Origin of the sequence: Thermomonas brevis (assembly GCF_014395425.1) — a bacterium.
In the GTDB taxonomy this organism is placed as follows: Bacteria; Pseudomonadota; Gammaproteobacteria; order Xanthomonadales; family Xanthomonadaceae; genus Thermomonas; species Thermomonas brevis.
Genome location: NZ_CP060711.1, coordinates 183,771 through 205,399, shown reverse-complemented (window position 1 = coordinate 205,399; position 21,629 = coordinate 183,771). Strand labels below are relative to the sequence as shown.

Below are 21,629 nucleotides of genomic sequence, written 5' to 3'. Positions count from 1 at the left end.
TCATGGGGTGCCCTCCAGGCCGGCCCAGCGTTCAAGCTGTCCGGTGGCGGCGAGGTAATCGGCGTAGCTGCGCCACAGGCGCGCTTCGAGTTCGGCGCCGGCGAGTTGCGTGTCGAGGGTCTGCTTGAGTTGCAGCAGGTAGTCAGCGGTGGACAGCTCGCCCTCGCGCCACAAGCGCTCAAGGAGAGTGGCGCGACGCTCCACATCCGTGCCGCGGCTCGCCTGCCAGCGCGACCAGGCCGATTGCGCTGCGGCGTAGCTGTCGATCGCACGGCGACGATCGGCATCGAGTTCGACGCGCACGCGCTCGGCCTCGGCGATCGCGACATCGGCATCGGCCTGAGCTGCCACTACCTCGGCGCGATAGGAATTGCGCACGAACAGCGGAATGCTGAGCGACACGCCGACCACGTTGTCCTGCACATTGCCGTAGTCGATGCGTCCGCCGCGCACGCCCACGGTGGGATCGGCCACCCGATTGCGGCGGGCAACGGTCACTTCGCGTTCGGCAGCCAGCGCAGCGGCTTGTGCGGCTTGCCAGTCGGGCAACTGTTCGATGCCGGTATGGGAGGGCATCGGCGGCGGCAATGCGTCGCTGGGCAGCGTCAGGCTCGCCAGGAGTTCCGGCGAGCCGCCGACCGCGCGGAAACGCGCTTCGGCCTCCGCCTGTTCGGCGACGAGTTGCGACTGCTGGGCTTGCGCTTCATCGCGGGCCAGCAGTGCCAAATCGCGCTCCAACCCGGAAATGTCGGCTGCAGCAAACTGCTTTTGTGCCAACTCGCCAAAGCGCGTGACCAACGCCAATCGACGTTCACCGGTGCGCACACGTTGCTGCGCCGTCTGTAGCTCAGCCCAACTGGCGAACCACTGCTTGGCGAAATCGCGGCGACGCAGCTTGGCTTCAGCGGTGGCTAGATCGACCCGCGCGGAGGCCGCGTCGCGACGCGCACGACGCTTGCCGCTCAGATCGAGCGTGAGGTTGAGGCCAGCGGTTGTGGTGCGATCCGGGCCTTCATCGTCGCCGGCCAACTCGACTTCGGGGTTGTAGAGCGGTCGTCCGGCCGCATCGTACCGGGCACGGGCTGCGGCCAGTTGCGCTTCGGTGGCGCGATAACTCGGATGGTGTTGCCAGGCGGCCTGCAGCGCCTCGCGAAGTGCGACTGGGGCCTGTGTATCGGGGGTTTGGGCGGCCATGGCCAAGCCCGACAGCAAACTCGCTGCCAGAACCAGGACGGCCAGCCGCGCGACGCGACGTCGTCGCGGCGAACGAACAAGGTGCATTGGAAGATCCTCTGAGTCGACGGTGTCCTCTGGCGCTCCGCGCCAAAGGGGCAAAACACCTGACTCAGGCGATCGGCGGCCTCAGTTCCAAGGGTTGCGACGCGCTGGGCGGCAACCCGGACGTACGCATAGGCAGCGCCTGCGGCACGAGCACAACCACGATCTGCGTATCCGGCACCATGGCGGCAGCATGATGGCAACCGCAGTGACTGCAAGCGGCATGCCCGAGCTTGAGCTTCGTGGAATCGTCATTACCGCTATCCAGCGGCGATGCCTTCACCGCCACGGCATGGCTGCCATCCGTGCCGAAGCCCATGTCCGCGAAATCGTGCTTCGCGCAGGCGACCGCCGCGCCGATCTTCAGAGCGAAGATCATCAGCACCAGTACCGCCAGCCGCGTGGAAGCGCGCAGGCGGGCCAGCAGCAGGCAGGAAGATGTCACCGGGTTCACCCTACCAGCATAGCCGGTGCCCCGGACGTTATGAAATCTCATCGGGCGAGTTCCCGGGAGCTGGTCATGCCGTTCCTCGCGAGTGGACACATGCGGCGACTGTGTCCAAGTCACTTCCTCAGCAGGCGCATGCCGTTGCCCACCACCAACAGGCTGGCCCCCATGTCGGCGAACACCGCCGCCCACATCGTGGCTTGGCCTGCAAAGGTCAGCACTAGAAAAACCGCCTTGATCCCCAGGGCCAAGGTGATGTTCTGCATCAGCACGTGAGCGGTGGCGCGCGAGAGCCGGATGAAGGCCGGAATCTTGCGCAGGTCGTCGTCCATCAGGGCGACGTCAGCGGTTTCGATCGCGGTGTCGGATCCGGCCGCGCCCATCGCGAAGCCGATATCGGCCCGCGCCAAGGCCGGGGCGTCGTTGATGCCGTCGCCCACCATGCCGCTGGTGCCCTGCGCGGTGAGTGCTTCGACCTCGCGCAGCTTGTCTTCGGGCAACAGGTTGCCCTGGGCGCGGTCGATGCCGACCTCCCCGGCGATGGCCTGTGCCGTGTGCGGGTTATCCCCGGTCAGCATCAGGGTCTTGACCCCGAGCGCGTGCAAGTCGGCGATCGCCTGCCGGCTGCTGTCCTTGACCGTGTCGGCCACGGCGAAGATCGCCTGCACGCCATCGCTTGCCAGCAGCGCCACGACGCTCTTGCCTTGTGCTTCCAAGCTGCTGAAATGCGCTTCCAACGCTGCCGAGCTGGCACCCAGGTCCTGCACGAGCCGATGGTTGCCCAAGTGGTAATGCGCACCTGCCACCTGGCCGCGTACACCGCGGCCCGGCAAGGCGGCGAAGTCCTCGACTTCACGCACGGTCACCGCATCGTCCTGTCCCGCCACGGCAATGGCCTTGGAGACGGGATGGTCGGAGCGAGCGGCCAAGCTGACCGCGATCGCGCGAGCCAGGCCTGGGTCCGCCTCGCCCCATGCGGCGAAATCGGTCTGCTTGGGTTTGCCGTGGGTGATCGTCCCGGTCTTGTCGAGCGCCAGCCATCGCAGCTTGCGACCATTCTCCAGGTACACGCCGCCCTTGATCAGGATGCCGTGCCGTGCCGCCGCGGCCAGTCCGCTGACGATGCTCACCGGGGTGGAGATCACCAGTGCGCAAGGACAGGCGATTACCAGCAGCACCAATGCCCGGTAGGTCCATTCCAGCCACGCCGTCCCCATCAGCAGGGGTGGCACCACCGCGACGCCGATGGCGACGGCGAACACCAGCGGGGTGTACCAGCGCGCAAACTGGTCGACGAAGCGCTGGGTGGGCGCACGATTGCCCTGCGCCGCCTCCACCGCGTGGATGATGCGCGCGAGGGTGGAATCATTGGCCGTGGCCGTGACCCGATATTCGAGCGAACCGGCTTCGTTGATGGTGCCGGCGAACACCGGATCGCCCTCGGCCTTTTCGACAGGAAGGCTCTCGCCGGTGATCGGCGCCTGGTTAATCGTGGAGCGGCCCAGGACCACCACGCCGTCCAGCGCGATGCGCTCGCCCGGCTTGACCCGCACCCGGCTATCGAGCGCGACCGTCTTGGCATCCGCCTCGACCCATCGGTTGCCATCCTGCAGCACCGTGGCCCGCTCGGGCGCCAGGTCCATCAAGCCCCGGATCGCATTGCGCGCACGGTCCAGCGATTTGGCCTCGATCACCTCGGCCAGCGCGAACAGCACCATCACCATGGCCGCTTCCGGCCAATGGCCGATCAGCATCGCGCCGGTGACCGCGATCGACATCAGGGCGTTCATGTTGAGATTGCGGTTCTTCAGCGCAATCCAGCCCTTCTTGTAGGTGGACAGGCCGCCGGTACCGATCGCCACCAGCGCCAGTGCAATGACCAGCCACGCAGGGGCCCCGAGCCACGACACGACCTCGGCGAGCAGTGCCGCCGCACCGGAAACGATCAACGGCCACCAGGCTGTCCGGGTCCGCACCGGTGCAGTCAACTCTGCGCCGCCGGCCGTGGCGACCGCTTCGGCCTCGAAGCCCAGCGACTTCAAGGCGGCCAGCACATCCGGCAAGACGCCGGTCGCGTGGCGGACGGTCAGGGTGCGTTGCACGAGATTGAAGGCCAGCGCGTCCACCCCCGGCATGCCACTCAACTTGCCGCGGATCAGGCCTTCCTCGGTGGGGCAATCCATCTTCGCGATATGCAGCGCCGTTTCGACGGCAGACACAGCCGTATCCAAAGGCACCGCCTGCATGCCGATCGCCGCCAGCGCGTCTTCCACAGGGGCCAGCGCAGGCAACTGGTGAAGCACTGTCAGCGTGCGCTGCACCAGGTTGAACTGCAGGTCCGTCACGCCCGGCACTTGGCCGAGCTTGTTCCGGATCAGCGCCTCCTCGGTGGGGCAGTCCATGTTCTCGATGCGATAACGCATAGCCTGGGGTGAAGGCGCAGGAAGTTGCGCCGTGATCACCGAGCCATCACAGCTGTTGCAAGACGTGCTCATTGCGCGCGGTCTCCCTTGACGGCTTGCGCGGGCACACGCGAGTTGCGCGCATTGAAATAAAAACCACCGATCGCAATCACCGCCACGGCCAACTGCGCCAGCAGGGATTGCCAGGAGGGGTACACGCCCAGCCAATCGATGCGCGGCGCGGCGACCAGCGCCTGACCGACCCAGCCGGCTTCCTGCAGCGCCGCGATGCCCTTGCCGACCAGCACGACGGCGAGCACGGCAATCAGGATCGAACTGATCGAGAAGAACTGGCCAATCGGCAGGCGCTTGCTCATGCGCAGCATCCAGTACGCCACCCCGGCCAACACGACGCTGCCGGCGACCAGCCCACCCAGAATCGCGGTGCTGTTTTCCTGGTTCCACATCGCGATGAAGAACAGGATCGTCTCGAACACTTCGCGGTAGACCGCGACAAAGGCCAGCAGGAACAGGAAGACCGCCGAGCGCCGGGTCAGCGCGGCCGAGACCTTGGCATGCAGGTACTGCTGCCAGCGCCCGGCCAGGCTCTTCTGGTGCATCCAGATGCCCACGCTGAGCAGCACCACCGCGGCGAACAACGCCGACACGCCTTCGGTGACCTCACGGTTGGCGCCGCTCACATCGACCAGATGGGTCGCGATCGCCCAGGTCGCCACACCCGCCAGCAACGCCCCGACCCAACCGGCGTGTACCGCCGGCAGGACCTCGCGGCGTTCGGCCTTGCGCAGGAAGGCGATCATGCCGATCACGATCAACAACGCCTCGATCCCTTCGCGGAGCAGGATGGTGAAGCTGCCCAGGAACGCCGTGGTGCGATCGGTGTGCGCATCCTGCAAGACCGCCTCGGCGCGATCGAACAGCGCGCTCACCTGCGTCGCCTGCGCTGTCGCATCGGAGGCAGGAACGCGGCGGCCGATGGCATCGCGATAGCGCGCCATGGTGGTTTCGAGCTCACGCATCAGCGCGTTGTCCCGCGCGGCGAGTGTGGGCTCGACCGGTTCGACGCCATCCAGGTACGCCGACAAAGCCGCCGTCTTCGCCTGCCCGGCATCGCCCGCCTGATAGGCGCGGAGGCTCTCGGCCATCCGTTGCCGAGCCAGTGCGAGCGATTGGACTGCTGCCACGCCCGAGGCTGCGGTCTGGACGGCCTGCGGCTGCCCGCGCAGGTAAGCGATGATGGCCCGCGCCTGTGTGTCCTGGCTGCCGGCGCCGATCAGATCCGCCTCGCTGGTGCGGGTCAGCGCTTCCAGCGTGGGAATGCGCTGGTGCCAGGCCGGCGCGTCGCGCCACAGCGCTTCGCCCTCGGCCCGCATCTGCGGCGAATGCGACAAGCTGCCGACGTAGAACGCCAGCGCCCAGCGATCGGCTTCCGGCAGGGACGAGAAGCCGGTCATGGCCGTTCCCTGGATCCCTTGGGAAATCGCTTCGTACAAGGCGAAGGGACTGCGCTGGGCGGCGCGGGTGGCATCGGTGAAGGCAATGGGCGGCGGATCCAGGCTCGCCGCAGCCGGCCCATCGCCGTGGCCGGCCGGACCATGGCAGGCAGTGCATTGCGCGGCGTAGAGCTGTGCCCCCCGGGCCGGATCGGGCGGCGTCGCCGGCACGGCACCGACCGGATAGTTGGCCAGCAGGCCGTCGGCCAGCCGATGCGCCAGATCGGCGACGTGCCTGGCGTCGGCCTTGGACTCGACAGCGGTCACCAGCTGATCGGCTTGGGCGATCAGGCCGGCCTGGCCGGGCGTCGACGGCAGCGCGGCCAATTGGGTTCGCACCGCCCCCGCAAATTCGCGCATCTCCGCGTACTCGGCCTCGGACGCGACACTGCCGGATTTCACGGCCGCGCCATAGTCGACGGCCACGTAGTCCAGCAGTTGCCAGGTCTGGCGCGGGTTGACCGCGGACGGCGCGGCGGCGAAGGCCGGGAAGGACAGCCAAGCCAAAAACGCGATCAGCAGGCAACGACAGAGGGAGTTGGTCACGGGGAGCGCCTAGGTGAAGGGCAATAAACGGGAATGGGAACCAGTTGCAACAGCGAGCGTACACCCCGTACCTGCTACGGAGTCAAGGGCAGGACTCCACGACATGACAGCCCCTCCCTCTGTGTGCCATAGCCCCGTAGGCCTCACAGGGTAAAGTCCGTAGCAGCTATAGGGTCAAGAGGCGTCGATGAAGATCAGCGAAGCGGCCGAATCCAGCGGCTGCCATCTGGAAACCATTCGCTACTACGAGCGCGTGGGGCTGATGCCCAAACCGCGCCGAACCGCCAGCGGTTACCGCGAGTACCGCGATGACGAAGTGGATCGGCTGCGTTTCATCACCCGCAGCCGCGACCTCGGCTTCAGCCTGGATGAGATCCGCAGCCTGCTACGGCTGGAAAGCGACCGCACGCTCTCCTGCGGCGAGATCGATGCGATTGCCCGCGAGCATCTGACAGATATCCGCAGCAAGCTCCGCGAGCTCAATCGCATTGCCCGGGAATTGGACCGCACGATCAATGCGTGCTCCGGAGGCGCACGGGGCCAGTGCTCGATTCTGGCCACCTTGCGGGAACCGATGCCTGCCTCGCGGGTCAAGACGACAGACGTGCGTCGGAAGCGGTCGGCATGAAGCGTCTGGCGATGCGATGCCTTGATGGGAACTGCCCGTGAGCCTGCGTATCGCGTTGGTCCAGGCGGACTTTCCCGTCGGGGACATCGACGGCAACGCAGGGCGCATTGCCGAGCGGATCGCCGAGGCGCGCGATCGCTATCACGCCGACCTGGTGCTGTTTCCGGAACTCAGCCGTACCGGACCAGTCACATCAATCGCTTTGGGGACTACACACTCGACTTGAGCCGGGAGATCGCGCCGCTCGATTATTCGAGCCGGATCCTAGCGAACTAGGTCGGAAGTGGGGACCTGCCGGCTTATGATTTTGGCGACTTTTTGGAGGCTAATAGGCCACTTCGTGGCCTCAGCAAAGCACTAGGCTCAGAAGCAAAAGCACCGCAACATCAAGAGCTTAAAAGGCGAACGGCTGCTTTTTACATGAATCCCTGCCGGCCCTCAACGTCGTGGGAATGTCATTGGCATATCTCCGTGAATGCCGCACGCAGCGGCATGCGGACGAAAAGCGTCCGGAATGGCACAAAACGGAGTGTTAAGCGATCGGTGGTCGCAGAAGCGTATCGAGCGATCGCGAGAGATACGTCGGAGTGTTTCCGGTCGCGTGGGTGGCATGCGGCGGAACCGATGCCACGACATCCGGCAGCGCATGCAGATAGGCGGTGCCAAAGCAGGCGGTCAGATCGCAAGAGGCAGGCTTGCAGCAATCGCAAGGCATCTCGTGCGTGTCGAGCGACGGGGCCATCTCATCACCACATGGCATGTCCGCCATGGCCGCGGCCATTTGCGCTGCCGCGATCTGCTGGAGCGCCTCGTTTGCCGCCTGCGCTGGCTCGACCAGTGTCGAGGCGATCAGGGTGATGATCACCAACCAGTGCACCAAGCGGGACACGCGTCGCGGCATGGAAAGGATTCTAGTCCCGGGTGGCAGGTTGCGGCTGACCGCGCGTCGGATCCAGCAGGGATTTCATCTGCTCGATCTCGGCCTGCTGCCCTTCGATGATGTTCCGGCAGAGCGCCTGGATATCTTGGCTTGAAATCCTGGCTTCCTCGCACATCAGGATTGCGCCTGCATGGTGCGGGATCATGGATTTAAGGAACTGCCGGTCATCGACGCCGGCCTGTGCGCGAATCCCAAACCAACTACCGACCAGAACGAGGCCAGCCAAAGCAAAGATCACCGCGTTCTTTCGCTTGTCCTGGTACATGGCGCCCATCAGCGCCAACTCCAGGATCGCCATGGGTGCGGTCATCAGGGCCGCCATGTAGAACTGGTTGATATTCGGCACGACATTCGCGAAGCGATCAACCATGGCGTACATGAGCGCGTACATACAAGCGAATGACAGCACCAGCATGAGCGCGAATCGCCCGTAGTGCCCGTCGCTGGTCTGGTGGCCGGTGTGGCTGACGTGACCGCCCTTCGTCCGGGCGTCGTGAGTCGTCTGGTGCTTGGAGTGCGCTTGCATGATTGAACCTCCTTGAATGGCGGCGCGACGAACCGCGCCGCCGAAATTCGCGCGTCAGTGGCCGGTGTACTCGGCCTCCGACAACACACCGTCCTTGTTGGTGTCCATCATGGCGAAGTGCGCGGCCATGGGATGTTTGGCCGGCATCTCTGCCTTCGACAGCTTGCCGTCCTGGTTCTTGTCGAGCGCACGAAACTCCTTTTGGGCCGGGGTGATTTCTGCAGTCGGCGCCGCGTGACCCGCATGGCTTCCATGCGCTTGCGGTTCCGCCGCGACGGCTACCGCGGACAGGGACAGGAGGCCGACAGCGGCCAGCGAAACGAATTTGTTCATGAACCTACTCCAGGTGGGGGGAAAGTCTTAGTGAGAAGACGCGCCGTGTGCGGACAGCGCGGGTGCTGCGTGCGTTGCGCCCAGGGGAACACGCGCCAGGCGCAGCGCATTGGTGACGACCGAAACAGAACTCAGGCTCATGGCCAGCGCCGCGATCATCGGGCTGAGTAGCAGACCGAACACCGGATACAACACACCGGCGGCGATCGGCACGCCGATGGCGTTGTAGAGGAAGGCGAAGGCGAGGTTCTGCTTCATGTTGGCGACCGTTGCATCCGAAATCGCCCGCGCCTCCAGGATCCGGCTCAGATCGCCTTTGACCAAGGTGACCTGAGCGCTGGACATCGCGACGTCAGTGCCGGTGCCCATGGCGATGCCGACATCCGCGGCCGCGAGAGCCGGCGCATCGTTCACACCATCGCCGGCCATGGCGACACGTCGCCCTTGCGCCTTGAGTTGCTGTACCAGCGCGGCCTTGTCCTGCGGACGCACCTCGCCTCGCACGTCCTCGATGCCGAGTTTGCGACCCACCGCCTCGGCGGTCGATTGCGCATCGCCCGAAGCCATCACCAGATGCAGGCCTGCCGCACGCAATGCGTTCAAAGCCGGCAAGGTCGTGGCCTTGATCGGATCTGCCACGGACACCGCGCCCGCCAACCGCCCATTCACGGCGAGGAACATCACGCTGGCGCCCTCGCCCCTCGCCGATTCGGCACGAGCAAGCAGCGGCGCGACATCGGCGCCCACCTCGGCCATGAGCGCCTTGTTACCGAGGGCAAGCTTCTGCCCTGCGATCTGCCCGCGCACGCCTTTGCCGGTAACCGAATCGAAGTCATCGGTCGTCGACAGCGGTAGGTTCCGGCGCTTGGCTTCGGTCAGGATCGCATTCGCCAGCGGGTGTTCGCTGCCCTGCTCCAGGCTTGCCGCCAAGCCCAGCACGGTGTCGTCCTCGAACCCGTCGGCGGCCATGACCGCGCGAAACGCCGGGCGACCTTCGGTCAGGGTGCCGGTCTTGTCGACGATCAAGGTATCGATCTTGCGCAACTGCTCGATCGCCTCGGCGTCGCGGAACAATACGCCGGCACGCGCCGCGCGGCCGGTGGCGACCATGATCGACATCGGCGTGGCCAATCCCAGCGCACACGGACAAGCAATGATCAGCACCGAGACCGCATTGAGGACGGCGTATGTCCACGACGGCTCCGGCCCGAACAGGCCCCAGCCGAAGAACGTGAGTACGGCAATCGCCAACACCGCGAGCACGAACCAGAACGCGACCTTGTCGGCCATGCGCTGCATCGGTGCACGCGAGCGCTGCGCCTGGGCGACGAGCTGCACGATCTGCGACAGCACGGTCTCCGAACCGATCCTGTCGGCGCGGATGACGAGGCTCCCGGTGCCATTGATCGTGGCGCCGATCACGCGGCTGCCTGCGGTCTTTTCAACCGGAATCGATTCGCCGGTCAGCATCGATTCGTCGACGCTGGAGCGCCCTTCGAGCACTTCGCCGTCGACCGGCACTTTTTCGCCGGGGCGCACGCGCAGTTTGTAGCCGATGTGGACATGTTCGAGCGGGATGTCGTCTTCGCTGCCATCGTCGTTGATGCGACGGGCCGTCTTCGGCGCGAGCCCCAGCAAAGCCTTGATCGCCGCCGAAGTCTTCGAGCGGGCACGCAACTCCAGCAACTGCCCCAACAGAGTCAATGACACGATGACCGCGGCGGCCTCGAAATAGACGCCGACCCGGCCATGCTCACGGAACGAATCCGGGAATAGATCCGGTGCCACAGTGGCCACCACGCTATAGCCGAAGGCTGATGCAACGCCAATCCCGATCAGCGTGAACATGTTCGGGCTGCGGTTGCGGATCGATTGCACGCAACGCTCGAAGAACGGCCAGCCGGCCCAGAGCACGACCGGCGTGCTCAACGCGAGTTCCAGCCAGGTGCGGGCACCCATGCTCAGGAACGTCAGCCGGTCGCCCAACATCGCCAGCAGGAAGACCACGACGGTCAGCGGCAACGTCCACCAGAAGCGATGCGAGAAGTCGCGCAGTTCCGGGTTGTCCTCGTCCTCCAGGCTGGGCATTTCCGGCTCCAGCGCCATGCCGCAGATCGGGCACGTCCCCGGTCCTTCCTGGCGGATTTCCGGGTGCATGGGACAGGTGTAGATCGTGCCCGCCGGCGCGGCGGGCGCCGTCTCGGCCTTGGGCGTGAGATAGCGCGGCGGGTCGGAAACGAATTTCGCTTGGCAGCGTGCCGAACAGAAGTGGTAGTCGGTGCCGGCGTGGCTGGCGTGATGCGGCGTGGTGTCGGGATCGACCTGCATGCCACAGACCGGGTCGATCACGGCGCTATCGGATGTCGGTACCTTGGTCGCACAGCAACTGCCCTTCCCTTCCCCTTTGGCCGAGGTCGTCGTGTAACGCTCGGGGTCGGTCACGAATTTTTCCCTGCAGCGTGCCGAGCAGAAGTGGTAGTCGGTGCCGGCATGACTGACGTGATGCGATGTCGTGTTGGGATCAACCTGCATGCCGCAGACCGGATCGATCACGGTGTTGTCGGATGCTGGTGCCGGCTTCTTGTTCGCACAGCAACTGCCCTGCCCATGCGCGTCGTGATCGGAATGCGTGTGCGTGTTCATGCGGCGTCCTCGTTGAGTGCGTGCAGGATCGGGCAAGCGCCCAATGCCCCATGCCCGGGACATGCCTTGATCAGCGTCCGCAATCCGTCGCGAATCCTCGTGAGTTCCGCCAGCTTGGCCTCGACGCCCGCCAGCTTCTGCTCGGCGGCTGCCTTGAGGCTGCCCATGTCGTTCTCGCGATGGCTGGAGAGTGCGAGCAGTTCGCGAATCTCTTCCAAGGTGAAACCCAGTGCCTTCGCGCGACGCACGAAACGCAGGCGCAAGACATCGGCGCTCTGGTACCGACGGTAGCCGGACGGTTGACGTTCCGGCTCCGGCAGCAGTCCTTGCCGTTCGTAGTAGCGCACGGTGTCGATGGGGACACCGGTGCGTTGGGCGAGTTCACCGATCTTCATTGAGGGACCTCTTGCGTCTGGAATGCCGCCAGTCTCCACCCTTGAGTAAAGTCCAGAGTCAAGCCCTGCTGCATGCGGCCATCCATGTACGTTCAGTGCGCTGCAAAGGCCGCTGTCGTGCCGTCCCGACGCACCAGTTCGACGGTGTACGGCTCCGAATGCCCGTCCGGCATCTCCATACCGGGCGATCCCATTGGCATGCCGGGCAGCACCAGTCCCTTAGCGTCGGGTTTTTCGGCCAACAGGCGCTTCACGTCCGCGGCCGGCACGTGGCCTTCAATGAAATAGCCTCCCACCTCGGCGGTATGGCAAGACCCCTTGCCATACGGCACGCCCACGCGTTCCTTCACCGGATTGACGTTGTCCTCGTCGCGTACCTCGACCTGGAATCCGGCTTGGCGCATGTGGTCCACCCACAGGCCGCAGCAGCCGCAACTCGGGCTCTTGTGAACGACAACGAGCGGCAGCGCTTGCGTTGGTGCGGGCACTGGTGCCACTTCGGCTGTGACCTCGGCAGCGCGTTCTGGTGCTGGCGCCTGTTTGGCGCAGGCGCCCAGCGATACGACAGCGCCCAGCACCAACACGGCCGTTGCAGCATGCATCGACATGGTCTTCCTCCTCATCGCTTCGCCCGCGAGGACCAATGGATATGGACAATGCGCCAGCCGTCCTTACCGCGCTTGAGCACCATGGTTTCGGTGCTCAGCGTGGTCACCGGCTTGCCGTCCTTGCTGGTGTGCAGTTCACTTTCGGTGCCAATCCACGCCAACTCGCCCGCCACTTTGGCCGTGCGTTGCTTCAACTGCACATGCGCGCCTTTCAGGAACTCGGCGTCGTGCGTTGCATGCCCGCCCATGTATTCGGCTTTCGAGTGCTCGGCACCGCCGCTTTCTAGGATCAGTACATCGTCGGCCAACCAGGTGCCAGCACGCTTCAGATCACCGGCCTGCAATGCGCTTGAGAAGGCATCCACGGCCACAACCGCAGGCTTCGCCTCGGCGGCGATGGCAGGTACGTTGGTCTTCGCATGCTGCGCAGGGTCATGTGCTTGCGATGCAAATGGAAGCACCAGCAAGGCGAGGAAAACAATTCGATGGATCATGGGATTCGCGGCTCCGTTCAGTGTTGGTGATCGTGGCCATCGCTGGCCGGTTCTGTTTCGGGCATGTCCATGCCGGCATGCGGGTCGGCGGTGGTCGGCTTCGCAGTGGCAGGCGTGGCCGTGGGTTTTGCGTCGTGGACGTGCTTCTTGCCGTCGGCATGGATGTGCACTTCACCGGACGGTGCCTTCGTGTCCTTCGGCGCATCGACGTGCGGCGGTGTGCCCGAAGGGTGCGAGTGCGGCTTGGGCGCATCCATCTGCATGCCCGCCATCGCGTTGTGCTCCTCTCCTTCGGTGTGCGCGTGCGCGTCGCCCTCGTCGTGATGGTCCTCGCCGCCCTCGGCATGCGCGTGGCCCTCGGACTCACCGCCACCGTGCGAATGACCACCGCTGCTGGCGACGAGCGCCTGATATTGCTCGGGTGTGAGCTTGGGCAGTGCCTGCAGGAACGCCGCCATGTTCCAGATGTATTCGTCGTCCATGCTCTTGCCCCAGGCCGGCATGCCTGAGGCCTTGATGCCGTGCTTAATCACCCAGAACGCAGTGTCGGCGTCGACCGTTTCCTTACTCAGATTCGGCGGTGCCGGATACAGGCCCATGCTCAGTTCGGTGTCTTGCATGCCCGGGCCGAGGTGGCAGCCGGTGCACATGGCGTTGTAGTTGCCAGCCCCCTGACGGATGCGCGCCGGGTCGTCGAGATCGGCGGGCACTTGCAACTTGTTCGCCCGTACCTCGATGGAGCGTTCGCGCAGGGCTTGCAGCGTCGAGTACACGGGTCGGGTGTGGGTGTCGTCCGCGCCGATGTTGTAAATACCGGACCAGACAAAACCGGCTGCCGCCGCGAGGGCGACGCCGGACAGGATGCTCAGTGTGAGCAGGGACTTTCGGGTAACGAACGGCATGATGGTCTCCCCCAATCAGAACCAGATCCGGATCCCCGCCACGAAGCGGGTGTCGTTGACGCCTTCGTCCGCCGCGCGACGAAAATCTGCAGTGCGACCGAAGGCGCGTTCATGAACCACGCCGATGTACGGCGCGAATTGCCGGGTGAACTCATAGCGCAGGCGTAAACCGGCCTCGGCGGTGCTCAGACCGGAACCGATGCCGCGGCGTTCGTCGTTCTTGCCGTAGAAACTGACTTCAACCAGCGGCTGCAGGATCAACCGGTTGGTCAGCAGCGTTTCGTATTCGGCCTCCAGGCGCGCAGCGGTCTGGCCGGATTGGCCGAGATACGCGGTCGCTTCCACCTCGAACTTGTACGGCGCCAGGCCCTGCACGCCGATCGCAACGAAGTCCTGCGATGCGCCCGGTTTGAAGTCGTGGCGCACGCCGGCGACCACATCCCACCAGCGGGCGAATGCACGGCCGTACAGCACTTCGAGATCCGCGCCTTCGGTGTGCCCCCCTACTCGCTCGCCCTCGCTGCGCAGCCAGAGCTTGTTGAGATCGGTGCCGACCCAGGCTTGGCCTTCCCATGCCATGCCGGTGCCATCGTCGGTATCGAAGCCTTCGAGGCGGTTGAACAGCACATAGTGCTGCACGCCGTTGTCGTGCACAGGATGATCATTCGGTGGCGGGATGGCCGCTGCACGAACTTCATCCGTGAGTACCGGAATCGGCGTGATGGGTTGGTCGGCGGGACGCGGCATGGCATGCCCCATCGCGGCATGATCCATTGGCACCGGTTGGGCGGCGTCATGTCCCATGGCGCTGTGGTCCACGGCAGCCGGTTGCTGTGCCGGCATCGCGTGGCCCATGGCCGCGTGATCCATCGGTGCGGCGGGTACCGCTGCCTTCGTCTTCGGCGTGGCGGCGGGTTTGGCCTTCGGCTTTGGTTTTACCTTCGGTACGGCTTTCGGTTTGACCTGGTGCTGCGTGTGATCCTGCATCGCCGGCATTTGGTGCTGGGAATGATCCTGCGCAGCAGGCATCGGCATCTGGTATTGCGAGTGATCCTGTGCAGCGGCATTCAAGGCCAGCAGCAGGCCAGCAGCGAGTGCTGCGAGCGTCATGATCGTCTTCATTCGTCGACCCTCACGGTGCGCATCATTCCCGCTTCCATGTGGTAGAGCAGATGGCAGTGATAGGCCCAGCTGCCGAGCGCGTCGGCCCGCACGCGGTAACTGCGTCTGCTGCCGGGCGGCATGTCGATGGTGTGCTTGCGTACGAGGAAGTTGCCTTGATCGTCCTCGAGGTCGCTCCACATGCCATGCAGGTGGATCGGGTGCGTCATCATCGTGTCGTTCACCAGCACGATGCGCATGCGTTCGCCGTAGTTGAGTCGCAGCGGTTCGACGTCCGAGAACTTCTGCCCATTGAAGCTCCAGGCGAAGCGTTCCATGTGACCGGTGAGGTGCAGTTCGATGTCGCGGCCAGGATCGCGCCCGTCTGGATCGTCGAAGGCACTCTTGAGCATCGAATAGCTCAAGACCTTGCGTCCGTTGTCGCGCAGGCCGATGCCCGGATCATCAAGCCGTGAACTGACCACCATGGCCTGGTTGTCGACCAGCGGATTGCGCGTTTCGCTGGCCGGGTGCGTGACCGTCCTCCCGGAATCCATGCCGGCCATCGAGCCATCTTTCATGGTCGCCATGTCGTGACCTGCATGCGGATCGGCTTCGGCCGGCTTCGACGTCTGCGCCATCGCGCCATGATCCATGCCGGCCATGCCCATGTTGGCGCCACAGCTCATTTCCATGCCCTTGCCGCCGGACATGTCCATGCCACCCATGCTTCCGTGATCCATGCCCATGTCCTGCATGGTCAGCAGCGGACGAGGATCGACCGGCGGAATCGGCGCACGAAGCCCTTCGCGCACGGCCAGCGTGCCGGCGACGAAACCGGTGCGGCCCATGTCCTGCGCGAAAATCGTGAAGGCATCCTGCCCCGACGGCTCGACGATCACGTCGAAGGTTTCGGCAGTGGCGATGCGGAACTCGTCGATGGTGACTGGATGCACGTACTGACCATCGGCGGCCACCACGGTCATCTTCAGGCCGGGTATCCGCACGTCGAAATGCGTCATCGCCGAACCGTTGATGAAGCGCAAGCGGATCTTCTCGCCGGAGCGGAACACGCCGGTCCAGTTGCTCAGCGAGGTCTCGCCATTCATCAGGTAGGTGTAGGTGTTCGCATTGACGTCCGACAGATCGGTCGGCGACATGCGCATCTGTCCCCACATCTTGCGGTCGTCGATCGTGGTCGCAAGACCATTTCGCTCAGCATCACGCAGAAAATCCCCGACCGTGCGCATGTAGTAGTTGTCGTACATCGACATCTTCTTCAGCCGCGCGAACAGCCGTGTGGGGTCCATGTCGGTCCAGTCGGACAGCATCACCACGTAGTCGCGGTCGTAGGCGAACGGTTCAGGTTCGATGGGATCGATGATGAGCGGGCCGTAGAGCCCGGCCTGTTCCTGGAATCCCGAATGGCTGTGGTACCAGTACGTACCGCCCTGATTCACCTTAAACCGATAGTGGTAGGCCTCGCCCCGGTGGATGCCGTCAAAGCTCAGCCCAGGCACACCGTCCATGTTGGCCGGCAGCAGGATGCCGTGCCAATGGATCGAGGTTTCATGGCCAAAGATCGAGCCTTCCGGCAGCGCATTGGAGACACGCAGGTTGACCGTCGTACCCTCGCGCCAGCGCAGCAGCGGTGCTGGAATCGAGCCATTGACGGTGACTGCTGGACGCGTGCGCCCGGTGAAATTCATCGGCGTCTCGCCGATGGTCAGGTCGAACTCGGTACCCGACAGGACATTCGGATTACCGGGGCCTTTGAGCGCCCAACTGAGTTTGGGCCAGAGACCCAGGCTGGCCACAGCACCACCCGCGGCCAACCCCTGCACGAATCGCCGCCGCGACGGTTTGAACAACCCGTCGGCATTGCGGCCGAAAGCATCGGAAGACATGTGAACTCCATCAAAGTGTCATAGGCCAGCACAAGCGCTGGACCACTGCCTGCAAAGCACGTCGAACGGCGACGCGCGCAAGCGAACCGGCGCCCGGGGCGCCAAAGGACACTTAGCCGATGGGAGGTCGGATCAGATGGGGCAACGGTGGTGTTGCATGGCCCAAGGCCATCGATCGCACGCTACCGACATGCAGCAGGGCGGTGCCCTGGAAGGCCATCACCGGCACCATGGCGGCCGCCTGATGCACGCATGCACAGGTACAGGTGCTCGACTTGCAGCAATCGGGTGACTGGCCGGGTTGCTTGTCCTTGGTAGCCGTTGCCGCATCGGCCGCATCCTGCGAATGCGCGGGCTGCCCGTCGTGGTGGCATGGCATCTCGGACTCGGCACTCGCCATAGGCGCGACCGGAGTACTTGCGGCTTCATGCCCATCCGCGTGCATCTGCATCATCTGCACAGACGCCATGGCCGAGGCTGCCCCGTTGAATACCAAGGCAACGCACAGCAACAGACGCAACAGGATGGCGCGGGTGGACATGGCCTTACTTTAACTCGCGAGCGTGCTCAGGGGTAAAGGAATCATGAATAGAACGAGCCTATCTCTGGACTATGGTAAAGGGTTCAACACCCACGGCCCAATGAAGTTACTTGCCGGGAAGACGACCCCGCTTCGACTTGGAAAGTTCCACACCCTCGACCTGTTTGAGAAGGTCCTTCTTCTGGCGGAGGGACAACTCATTCCAACGTAGTAACAGCGCGGCCAATAAATCGTCTTCGGTGTAGAGGAACGCGGGAGGAATCCCCAGCACCTCCGCCAACCGCTTCGCGGTCTTGAGTTGGGGCTCGTGTTTGCCTCGCTCGTCGTGCTCGGATGGCAGCGCCGCCGCGGAAAGGTGGAGTCCGCCTTTCCGCGGCTGGCAATGCTGGCGGGCGGCGCACTTGCTACGCTGGCATGGAACGGCCACGCCGCCGCCGGTGAAGGCGCGTCCGGTGCGCTGCGGCTTGCTGCGGGCCTGGTCCACCTGCTCGCGGCAGGCGGCTGGGTTGCCGCGGTACTGGTGTTCCTGGGCCTGCTCCTGCGCAGGGAGGCGGTCTCCGGCAGTAGGCGCCTTCGAGCGACGCATGATCTTCTGCACGGATTCTCGACGCTCGGCACGATCTTCGTTGCTGCGCTCATCGTGTCTGGCATCGCGCACTACGGTGATCTCACCGCATGGTCGTTGTCGACACTGCTCCAGAGCACGTACGGGAACCTTCTGCTGGTGAAGCTTGCCCTGTTCGGAGGAATGCTGGGCCTGGGTGCATTGCACCGCTGGACGCTGGTGCCGCGTCTGGGACGCGCCCTGGCCAGCGGCGATCCTGTGCAGGAAGTGCGGGCCCTGCGGCAGAGTGTCGCGGCTGAGGCCACACTGGCCATCCTGATCTTGATCGTCGTTTCGGTGCTGGGAACGCTCAGCCCCGCGGCTGCCTGAGCGCGATGGCGCATAGTCTTGATGGTTCCTCCCCGCCGAGCATCGGCACGAACTCCCCCGCCGTCTCTGTTCCTGACCAGAAATTGATCTGGATCAGTTGCACCGGATCAGAAAAGAGTAAACTCAGATCATGATCCGCCTTCGCCATCGGAACTGGTTTCAGCGCACTGCCCTCCTCGCGATGGTGGCGTTGCTCTGGTCCCAGTTCGCACTGGCCGGTCATGGCGGCTGTCTGGATCTCAGGGCCACAACCGCCGCAGTCGCGGCCGACGCGGACACCCGCCACGACCACGGCCACGATTGTGGTGAAGAGCTTCCCTCGGCTGATGAAGCACTGTGTGCCGCGCACTGCAGCGAAGGGGATCTCTCGGCCGACAGCGGGCGCATCCCGCCGGTTCCACCGCTGCTGGTCGGGGTGTGGTTCTCCTGGTTCGCGGCCGCCGAAGTCGCAGACGGTGGCCCCGGGGTCACGTCCACATGGGTCGATTCGCCACCCACGCCTGCCTGGCACCGACCCACCGCGCATCCCGCGGCCCTCCTGCTGATCTGATGCCCGAATGCTGACTGCGCCGCACGCCTGTGCGGTGCAGTGCTGTGCGTTCGTGCCGTGCGCGTCACGGCATGTGTTCCTGCCCCGGCCGAGCGACTGCGTCGCGTCGGCCCAAGGACACTGATATGGCATCTCCGTTCTACCTGTGGCAGGCCAGCCGCCTGCACTGCCACCCGCTGTCCTGCCAGCGGCCACCGCGGCGGCGCGTGCTCGCCTGCGTGCTCGCCGGCGCCTTGTGGGCGCTGGCGCTGCCGGTGACCGCAACCGAGCCCATCCCGGGACACAGTCTCGAGTCGATCCGGACCTGGGTGCTCGAACACAACCCCGAGCTTCGGGCCATGGGCTTGGAAACCCAGGCCGCTGAAGCGCGGATACTGCCGGCGGGCGCCCTGCCCGATCCGATGGCCTCGATGGGCTTTCGCGGGCTCGATCCGGACAGACCCTGGCGCACCGTCGGTGCCGAGCGTGAGATCAACTACGCGGTGCGCCAGCGCTTTCCGCTCTGGGGCAAGCGCGATCTGGCGCGGACTGCGGCCAGCCAGGACGCGGTCGCGATCGGACTTGATCGAGTCACTGCGACGCGCGGGCTGCTGTCCGACGCCGAGGCGGCCTACGCTCGCTATTGGCATGCCGATCAAGCGATAGACGTGCTCGATCGCCGCATCGCCCTGCTCCGCCAGATCGAAGAGATCGCGGGCGTGCGCTACGCCCTTGGCCGCGCGGCACAGCAGGATGCCATCCGCGCCCAAGTCGAGCAGACCACCCTGCAGCGCGAGCGGATCGAACGCCTCGCCGCCAAGCAAGAGGCGGCCGCCACCTTGAACGCGGTGCTGGGGCGCCGTTCCGATGCGCCGCTGGCGGCTCCCGACGAGGCGCCGCACCTTGCCGTCCGCAGCGCTTCGCTTGCCGAGGCTCTGGACGCCGCCGACACGCACCCCGCGGTCCGTTCGCAGCAGGCCCGCGCCGAGGCCGCGCGCACGAATGTGGTGCTGCAGCGTCGCAACCGCTTTCCCGACATCACCGTCGGCGTGGGTGCGATGCAGCTGGGCAACGGCATCCAGAGTACCGAGCTGATGCTCGAGGTGGAGATCCCGTTCCAGCAGCGCGCCCGCCGCGAGCGCGAGCGCGAATCGCGCCTGCTCGAGGAAGCCGCGCTGGCCCGCAGGGACGCCACGCTGCGGGCCGTCGAGGAGCGAGGCGCTTCCGCCTGGTCGCAGTGGACCAGCGCCCGCGAACGCCGGCAACTGATCCAGAACACGCTGCTGCCGCAGGCCGACGCCACCTGGCAGTCGGCGCTGGCGAGCTACCAGGTCGGCGAAGTCGACTTCGGGACGCTGCTGGAAGCACTCAATGAATGGCAGGGCGCCGACCTCGCACGGGTCGATGCATTGCGTGACGAACTGTTGGGCGCCGCCGCCGTGCGCGCCATCGAAGGAGATATCCGATGACCCGTGTCCAGACCCTGTCGCTCGCCATCGGCGTCGCACTCGCCGCCCTCACCACAGGCTGGATGGCCGGCCGCGCGACCAACGATTCGCCGACCGCAGCTACATCCGCCGAGGCGCCTGCCGCGGAGCGCAAGGTGCTTTATTACCGAAATCCCATGGGGCTCCCCGACACCTCGCCGGTGCCGAAGAAGGATCCGATGGGCATGGACTACGTTCCGGTCTATGCCGACGACGCGCCGCCGGCGGCGCAGGGCACGGTGGTGCTGCCGCCGGACAAGGTGCAGGCGCTGGGCGTGCGCACGGAAGCGGTTACGCGCGGGGCACTGTCCGCCACCGTGCGCACCAGCGGCACGGTCGAGGTCGACGAGACCCGACAGTACGTCATTGCCCCGCGCTTCGAAGGCTGGGTGGAGCGGCTGTACGCGAACCAGACCGGCATGCGAGTCCGCGCCGGGCAGCCGCTGCTATCCGTCTACAGCCCGCAGTTGGCTGCGGCGCAGCAGGAATACAGGCTCGCTGACGAGACCGCCCGCAGGCTGGCCGGATCCGATCCCGCCAGCGCGGCATCGATGACCCGCCTACGCGATGCCGCCCGTACCCGCCTTCGCAACTGGGAAATCAGCAATGCGCAGATGGGCAAGAAGGCCCTGGTTCTCACCGCGCCGGCAAATGCGGTGGTGATCGAAAAACCGGTGGTCCAGGGCGCCCGGTTCGAGGCGGGCGAGACCATCCTGCGCCTGGCCGACCTGTCGATGGTGTGGGTGGTCGCCAAGGTGCCGGCGGCGCAGGCCGCGGGCATAGCAATCGGCCAGCCCGCCCGCTTTGAAACCGTAGCCCTGCCAGGCCAGGTGGCCAAGGGCAAGGTCACCTTCGTGCAGCCCGTCATCGATGCAATGACGCGCACCGTGGACGTGCGCATCGCATTGCCCAATCCCAACGGCGACCTGCGGCCCGGGCTCTACGGGACTGTGCTGCTCGAGGCGCCGGGGACCGGCCCGGTGCTCACCGTTCCGCGTTCGGCCGTGCTGGACAGCGGCACGCGCCAGATGGTGCTGGTTGAGACCGGCGCGGGCCGTTTTGCACCGCGCGACGTCACCCTGGGTCGCCGTGGCGGCGATCGCATCGAAGTGCTCGACGGGATCGCCGAAGGCGAACAGGTCGTGGTCTCCGCCAACTTCCTGATCGACGCCGAAAGCAACCTGCAGTCGGCACTCCAGGGGCTTGAGGGTCATGCAGGACACGGCGCGCCTTCGGGCACCACTGAGGATCCACACGCCGGGCACGGTGAGGACGCCGTCGATCCGCACGCAGGTCATGTTGACGAGGTCGCTGATCCCCACGCGGGCCATGCCATACCGGCGACATCGGGAGATCCACCGGCTGCCGCCAGCGATCCTGGCGCGTCCGACGGCCATGACAGCCATGGCGACCATGGAACGATGAACGACCACGGCACACCTGCTCCCGCCACCAGCCACGAGGGGCACTGAC

The 21,629-nt window shown here is 65.3% G+C and carries 20 protein-coding genes and 1 pseudogene; 6 read left to right on the top strand and 15 right to left on the bottom strand.

Features of this window, described 5'->3' with window-relative positions:
* The 4 genes from H9L17_RS00935 to H9L17_RS00920 form a co-directional block, all read right to left on the bottom strand.
* Positions 1-1,281: a TolC family protein gene (locus H9L17_RS00935; protein WP_130522598.1), complete on the bottom strand. Its 1,281-nt coding sequence runs from the start codon at positions 1,279-1,281 to the stop codon at positions 1-3.
* Positions 1,282-1,345: 64 nt separating this feature from the next.
* Positions 1,346-1,774, bottom strand: a complete 429-nt coding sequence (locus H9L17_RS00930; RefSeq protein ID WP_187570535.1) for a hypothetical protein — start codon at positions 1,772-1,774, stop codon at positions 1,346-1,348.
* Between the two features lie 68 nt (positions 1,775-1,842).
* Positions 1,843-4,149, bottom strand: coding sequence for a heavy metal translocating P-type ATPase (locus tag H9L17_RS00925; RefSeq protein ID WP_187570534.1), 2,307 nt, complete (start codon positions 4,147-4,149; stop codon positions 1,843-1,845).
* 68 nt (positions 4,150-4,217) lie between these two features.
* Positions 4,218-6,188, bottom strand: coding sequence for a cytochrome c/FTR1 family iron permease (locus tag H9L17_RS00920; RefSeq protein WP_239515107.1), 1,971 nt, complete (start codon positions 6,186-6,188; stop codon positions 4,218-4,220).
* 187 nt (positions 6,189-6,375) lie between these two features.
* Between H9L17_RS00920 and H9L17_RS00915 the strand changes: the two genes are divergently transcribed.
* Positions 6,376-6,816, top strand: a complete 441-nt coding sequence (locus H9L17_RS00915; protein ID WP_114958852.1) for a MerR family transcriptional regulator — start codon at positions 6,376-6,378, stop codon at positions 6,814-6,816.
* A gap of 37 nt (positions 6,817-6,853) precedes the next feature.
* Positions 6,854-6,940, top strand: a pseudogene (locus tag H9L17_RS16240) (hypothetical protein); the annotation flags it as partial.
* Between the two features lie 408 nt (positions 6,941-7,348).
* On the opposite strand, the gene H9L17_RS00905 reads toward H9L17_RS16240, so the two are convergent.
* From H9L17_RS00905 to H9L17_RS00855, 11 genes are all read right to left on the bottom strand, one after another.
* A complete protein-coding gene (locus H9L17_RS00905) occupies positions 7,349-7,717 on the bottom strand; it encodes a hypothetical protein (RefSeq protein ID WP_132982816.1) in 369 nt (122 codons plus the stop codon).
* Between the two features lie 10 nt (positions 7,718-7,727).
* Positions 7,728-8,282 (bottom strand): DUF305 domain-containing protein, encoded by a 555-nt coding sequence (locus H9L17_RS00900; protein ID WP_187570533.1) that lies wholly within the window; start codon positions 8,280-8,282, stop codon positions 7,728-7,730.
* Positions 8,283-8,336: 54 nt separating this feature from the next.
* A complete protein-coding gene (locus H9L17_RS00895) occupies positions 8,337-8,615 on the bottom strand; it encodes an EF-hand domain-containing protein (RefSeq protein WP_114958848.1) in 279 nt (92 codons plus the stop codon).
* 27 nt (positions 8,616-8,642) lie between these two features.
* Positions 8,643-11,258, bottom strand: coding sequence for a heavy metal translocating P-type ATPase (locus tag H9L17_RS00890; protein ID WP_187570532.1), 2,616 nt, complete (start codon positions 11,256-11,258; stop codon positions 8,643-8,645).
* Positions 11,255-11,653, bottom strand: coding sequence for a heavy metal-responsive transcriptional regulator (locus H9L17_RS00885; protein ID WP_114958846.1), 399 nt, complete (start codon positions 11,651-11,653; stop codon positions 11,255-11,257). Before H9L17_RS00885 ends, H9L17_RS00890 begins: the two co-directional genes overlap by 4 nt.
* A gap of 92 nt (positions 11,654-11,745) precedes the next feature.
* Positions 11,746-12,255 carry a DUF411 domain-containing protein gene (locus H9L17_RS00880; protein WP_114959248.1) on the bottom strand — a complete coding sequence of 170 codons (510 nt, stop codon included), beginning with the start codon at positions 12,253-12,255 and terminating at the stop codon, positions 11,746-11,748.
* Positions 12,256-12,272: 17 nt separating this feature from the next.
* Positions 12,273-12,755 carry a YybH family protein gene (locus H9L17_RS00875; protein WP_187570531.1) on the bottom strand — a complete coding sequence of 161 codons (483 nt, stop codon included), beginning with the start codon at positions 12,753-12,755 and terminating at the stop codon, positions 12,273-12,275.
* A gap of 17 nt (positions 12,756-12,772) precedes the next feature.
* Complete coding sequence (locus H9L17_RS00870; RefSeq protein WP_114959247.1) at positions 12,773-13,657, bottom strand: c-type cytochrome; 885 nt, start codon at positions 13,655-13,657, stop codon at positions 12,773-12,775.
* A gap of 15 nt (positions 13,658-13,672) precedes the next feature.
* The gene (locus tag H9L17_RS00865) at positions 13,673-14,779 is read right to left on the bottom strand and encodes a copper resistance protein B (protein WP_187570530.1); all 1,107 of its coding nucleotides are present in this window, start codon (positions 14,777-14,779) and stop codon (positions 13,673-13,675) included.
* Positions 14,776-16,665: a copper resistance system multicopper oxidase gene (locus H9L17_RS00860; protein ID WP_187570529.1), complete on the bottom strand. Its 1,890-nt coding sequence runs from the start codon at positions 16,663-16,665 to the stop codon at positions 14,776-14,778. Before H9L17_RS00860 ends, H9L17_RS00865 begins: the two co-directional genes overlap by 4 nt.
* A 112-nt stretch (positions 16,666-16,777) precedes the next feature.
* Positions 16,778-17,206, bottom strand: coding sequence for a CopL family metal-binding regulatory protein (locus H9L17_RS00855; protein ID WP_114958842.1), 429 nt, complete (start codon positions 17,204-17,206; stop codon positions 16,778-16,780).
* A gap of 307 nt (positions 17,207-17,513) precedes the next feature.
* On the opposite strand from H9L17_RS00855, the gene H9L17_RS00850 reads away from it, so the two are divergent.
* From H9L17_RS00850 to H9L17_RS00835, 4 genes are all read left to right on the top strand, one after another.
* Positions 17,514-18,140 (top strand): CopD family protein, encoded by a 627-nt coding sequence (locus H9L17_RS00850; RefSeq protein ID WP_240311022.1) that lies wholly within the window; start codon positions 17,514-17,516, stop codon positions 18,138-18,140.
* Between the two features lie 130 nt (positions 18,141-18,270).
* Positions 18,271-18,690, top strand: a complete 420-nt coding sequence (locus tag H9L17_RS00845) for a hypothetical protein (protein WP_187570528.1) — start codon at positions 18,271-18,273, stop codon at positions 18,688-18,690.
* A gap of 125 nt (positions 18,691-18,815) precedes the next feature.
* Positions 18,816-20,138: a TolC family protein gene (locus tag H9L17_RS00840; protein WP_246455128.1), complete on the top strand. Its 1,323-nt coding sequence runs from the start codon at positions 18,816-18,818 to the stop codon at positions 20,136-20,138.
* The gene (locus tag H9L17_RS00835) at positions 20,135-21,628 is read left to right on the top strand and encodes an efflux RND transporter periplasmic adaptor subunit (RefSeq protein WP_187570527.1); all 1,494 of its coding nucleotides are present in this window, start codon (positions 20,135-20,137) and stop codon (positions 21,626-21,628) included. Before H9L17_RS00840 ends, H9L17_RS00835 begins: the two co-directional genes overlap by 4 nt.
* Position 21,629: the final 1 nt, after the last annotated feature.

What these genes read in the sequence shown, in the direction of transcription:
- H9L17_RS00845 (WP_187570528.1), top strand. Translation starts at nt 18,271, where the DNA reads ATGATCCGCCTTCGCCATCGGAACTGGTTTCAGCGCACTGCCCTCCTC.
- H9L17_RS00890 (WP_187570532.1), bottom strand. Translation starts at nt 11,258, where the DNA reads ATGAACACGCACACGCATTCCGATCACGACGCGCATGGGCAGGGCAGT.
- H9L17_RS00925 (WP_187570534.1), bottom strand. Translation starts at nt 4,149, where the DNA reads ATGCGTTATCGCATCGAGAACATGGACTGCCCCACCGAGGAGGCGCTG.
- H9L17_RS00840 (WP_246455128.1), top strand. Translation starts at nt 18,816, where the DNA reads ATGGCATCTCCGTTCTACCTGTGGCAGGCCAGCCGCCTGCACTGCCAC.
- H9L17_RS00915 (WP_114958852.1), top strand. Translation starts at nt 6,376, where the DNA reads ATGAAGATCAGCGAAGCGGCCGAATCCAGCGGCTGCCATCTGGAAACC.
- H9L17_RS00900 (WP_187570533.1), bottom strand. Translation starts at nt 8,282, where the DNA reads ATGCAAGCGCACTCCAAGCACCAGACGACTCACGACGCCCGGACGAAG.
- H9L17_RS00855 (WP_114958842.1), bottom strand. Translation starts at nt 17,206, where the DNA reads ATGTCCACCCGCGCCATCCTGTTGCGTCTGTTGCTGTGCGTTGCCTTG.
- H9L17_RS00930 (WP_187570535.1), bottom strand. Translation starts at nt 1,774, where the DNA reads ATGAGATTTCATAACGTCCGGGGCACCGGCTATGCTGGTAGGGTGAAC.
- H9L17_RS00835 (WP_187570527.1), top strand. Translation starts at nt 20,135, where the DNA reads ATGACCCGTGTCCAGACCCTGTCGCTCGCCATCGGCGTCGCACTCGCC.
- H9L17_RS00905 (WP_132982816.1), bottom strand. Translation starts at nt 7,717, where the DNA reads ATGCCGCGACGCGTGTCCCGCTTGGTGCACTGGTTGGTGATCATCACC.
- H9L17_RS00865 (WP_187570530.1), bottom strand. Translation starts at nt 14,779, where the DNA reads ATGAAGACGATCATGACGCTCGCAGCACTCGCTGCTGGCCTGCTGCTG.
- H9L17_RS00895 (WP_114958848.1), bottom strand. Translation starts at nt 8,615, where the DNA reads ATGAACAAATTCGTTTCGCTGGCCGCTGTCGGCCTCCTGTCCCTGTCC.
- H9L17_RS00935 (WP_130522598.1), bottom strand. Translation starts at nt 1,281, where the DNA reads ATGCACCTTGTTCGTTCGCCGCGACGACGTCGCGTCGCGCGGCTGGCC.
- H9L17_RS00860 (WP_187570529.1), bottom strand. Translation starts at nt 16,665, where the DNA reads ATGTCTTCCGATGCTTTCGGCCGCAATGCCGACGGGTTGTTCAAACCG.
- H9L17_RS00880 (WP_114959248.1), bottom strand. Translation starts at nt 12,255, where the DNA reads ATGCATGCTGCAACGGCCGTGTTGGTGCTGGGCGCTGTCGTATCGCTG.
- H9L17_RS00870 (WP_114959247.1), bottom strand. Translation starts at nt 13,657, where the DNA reads ATGCCGTTCGTTACCCGAAAGTCCCTGCTCACACTGAGCATCCTGTCC.
- H9L17_RS00875 (WP_187570531.1), bottom strand. Translation starts at nt 12,755, where the DNA reads ATGATCCATCGAATTGTTTTCCTCGCCTTGCTGGTGCTTCCATTTGCA.
- H9L17_RS00885 (WP_114958846.1), bottom strand. Translation starts at nt 11,653, where the DNA reads ATGAAGATCGGTGAACTCGCCCAACGCACCGGTGTCCCCATCGACACC.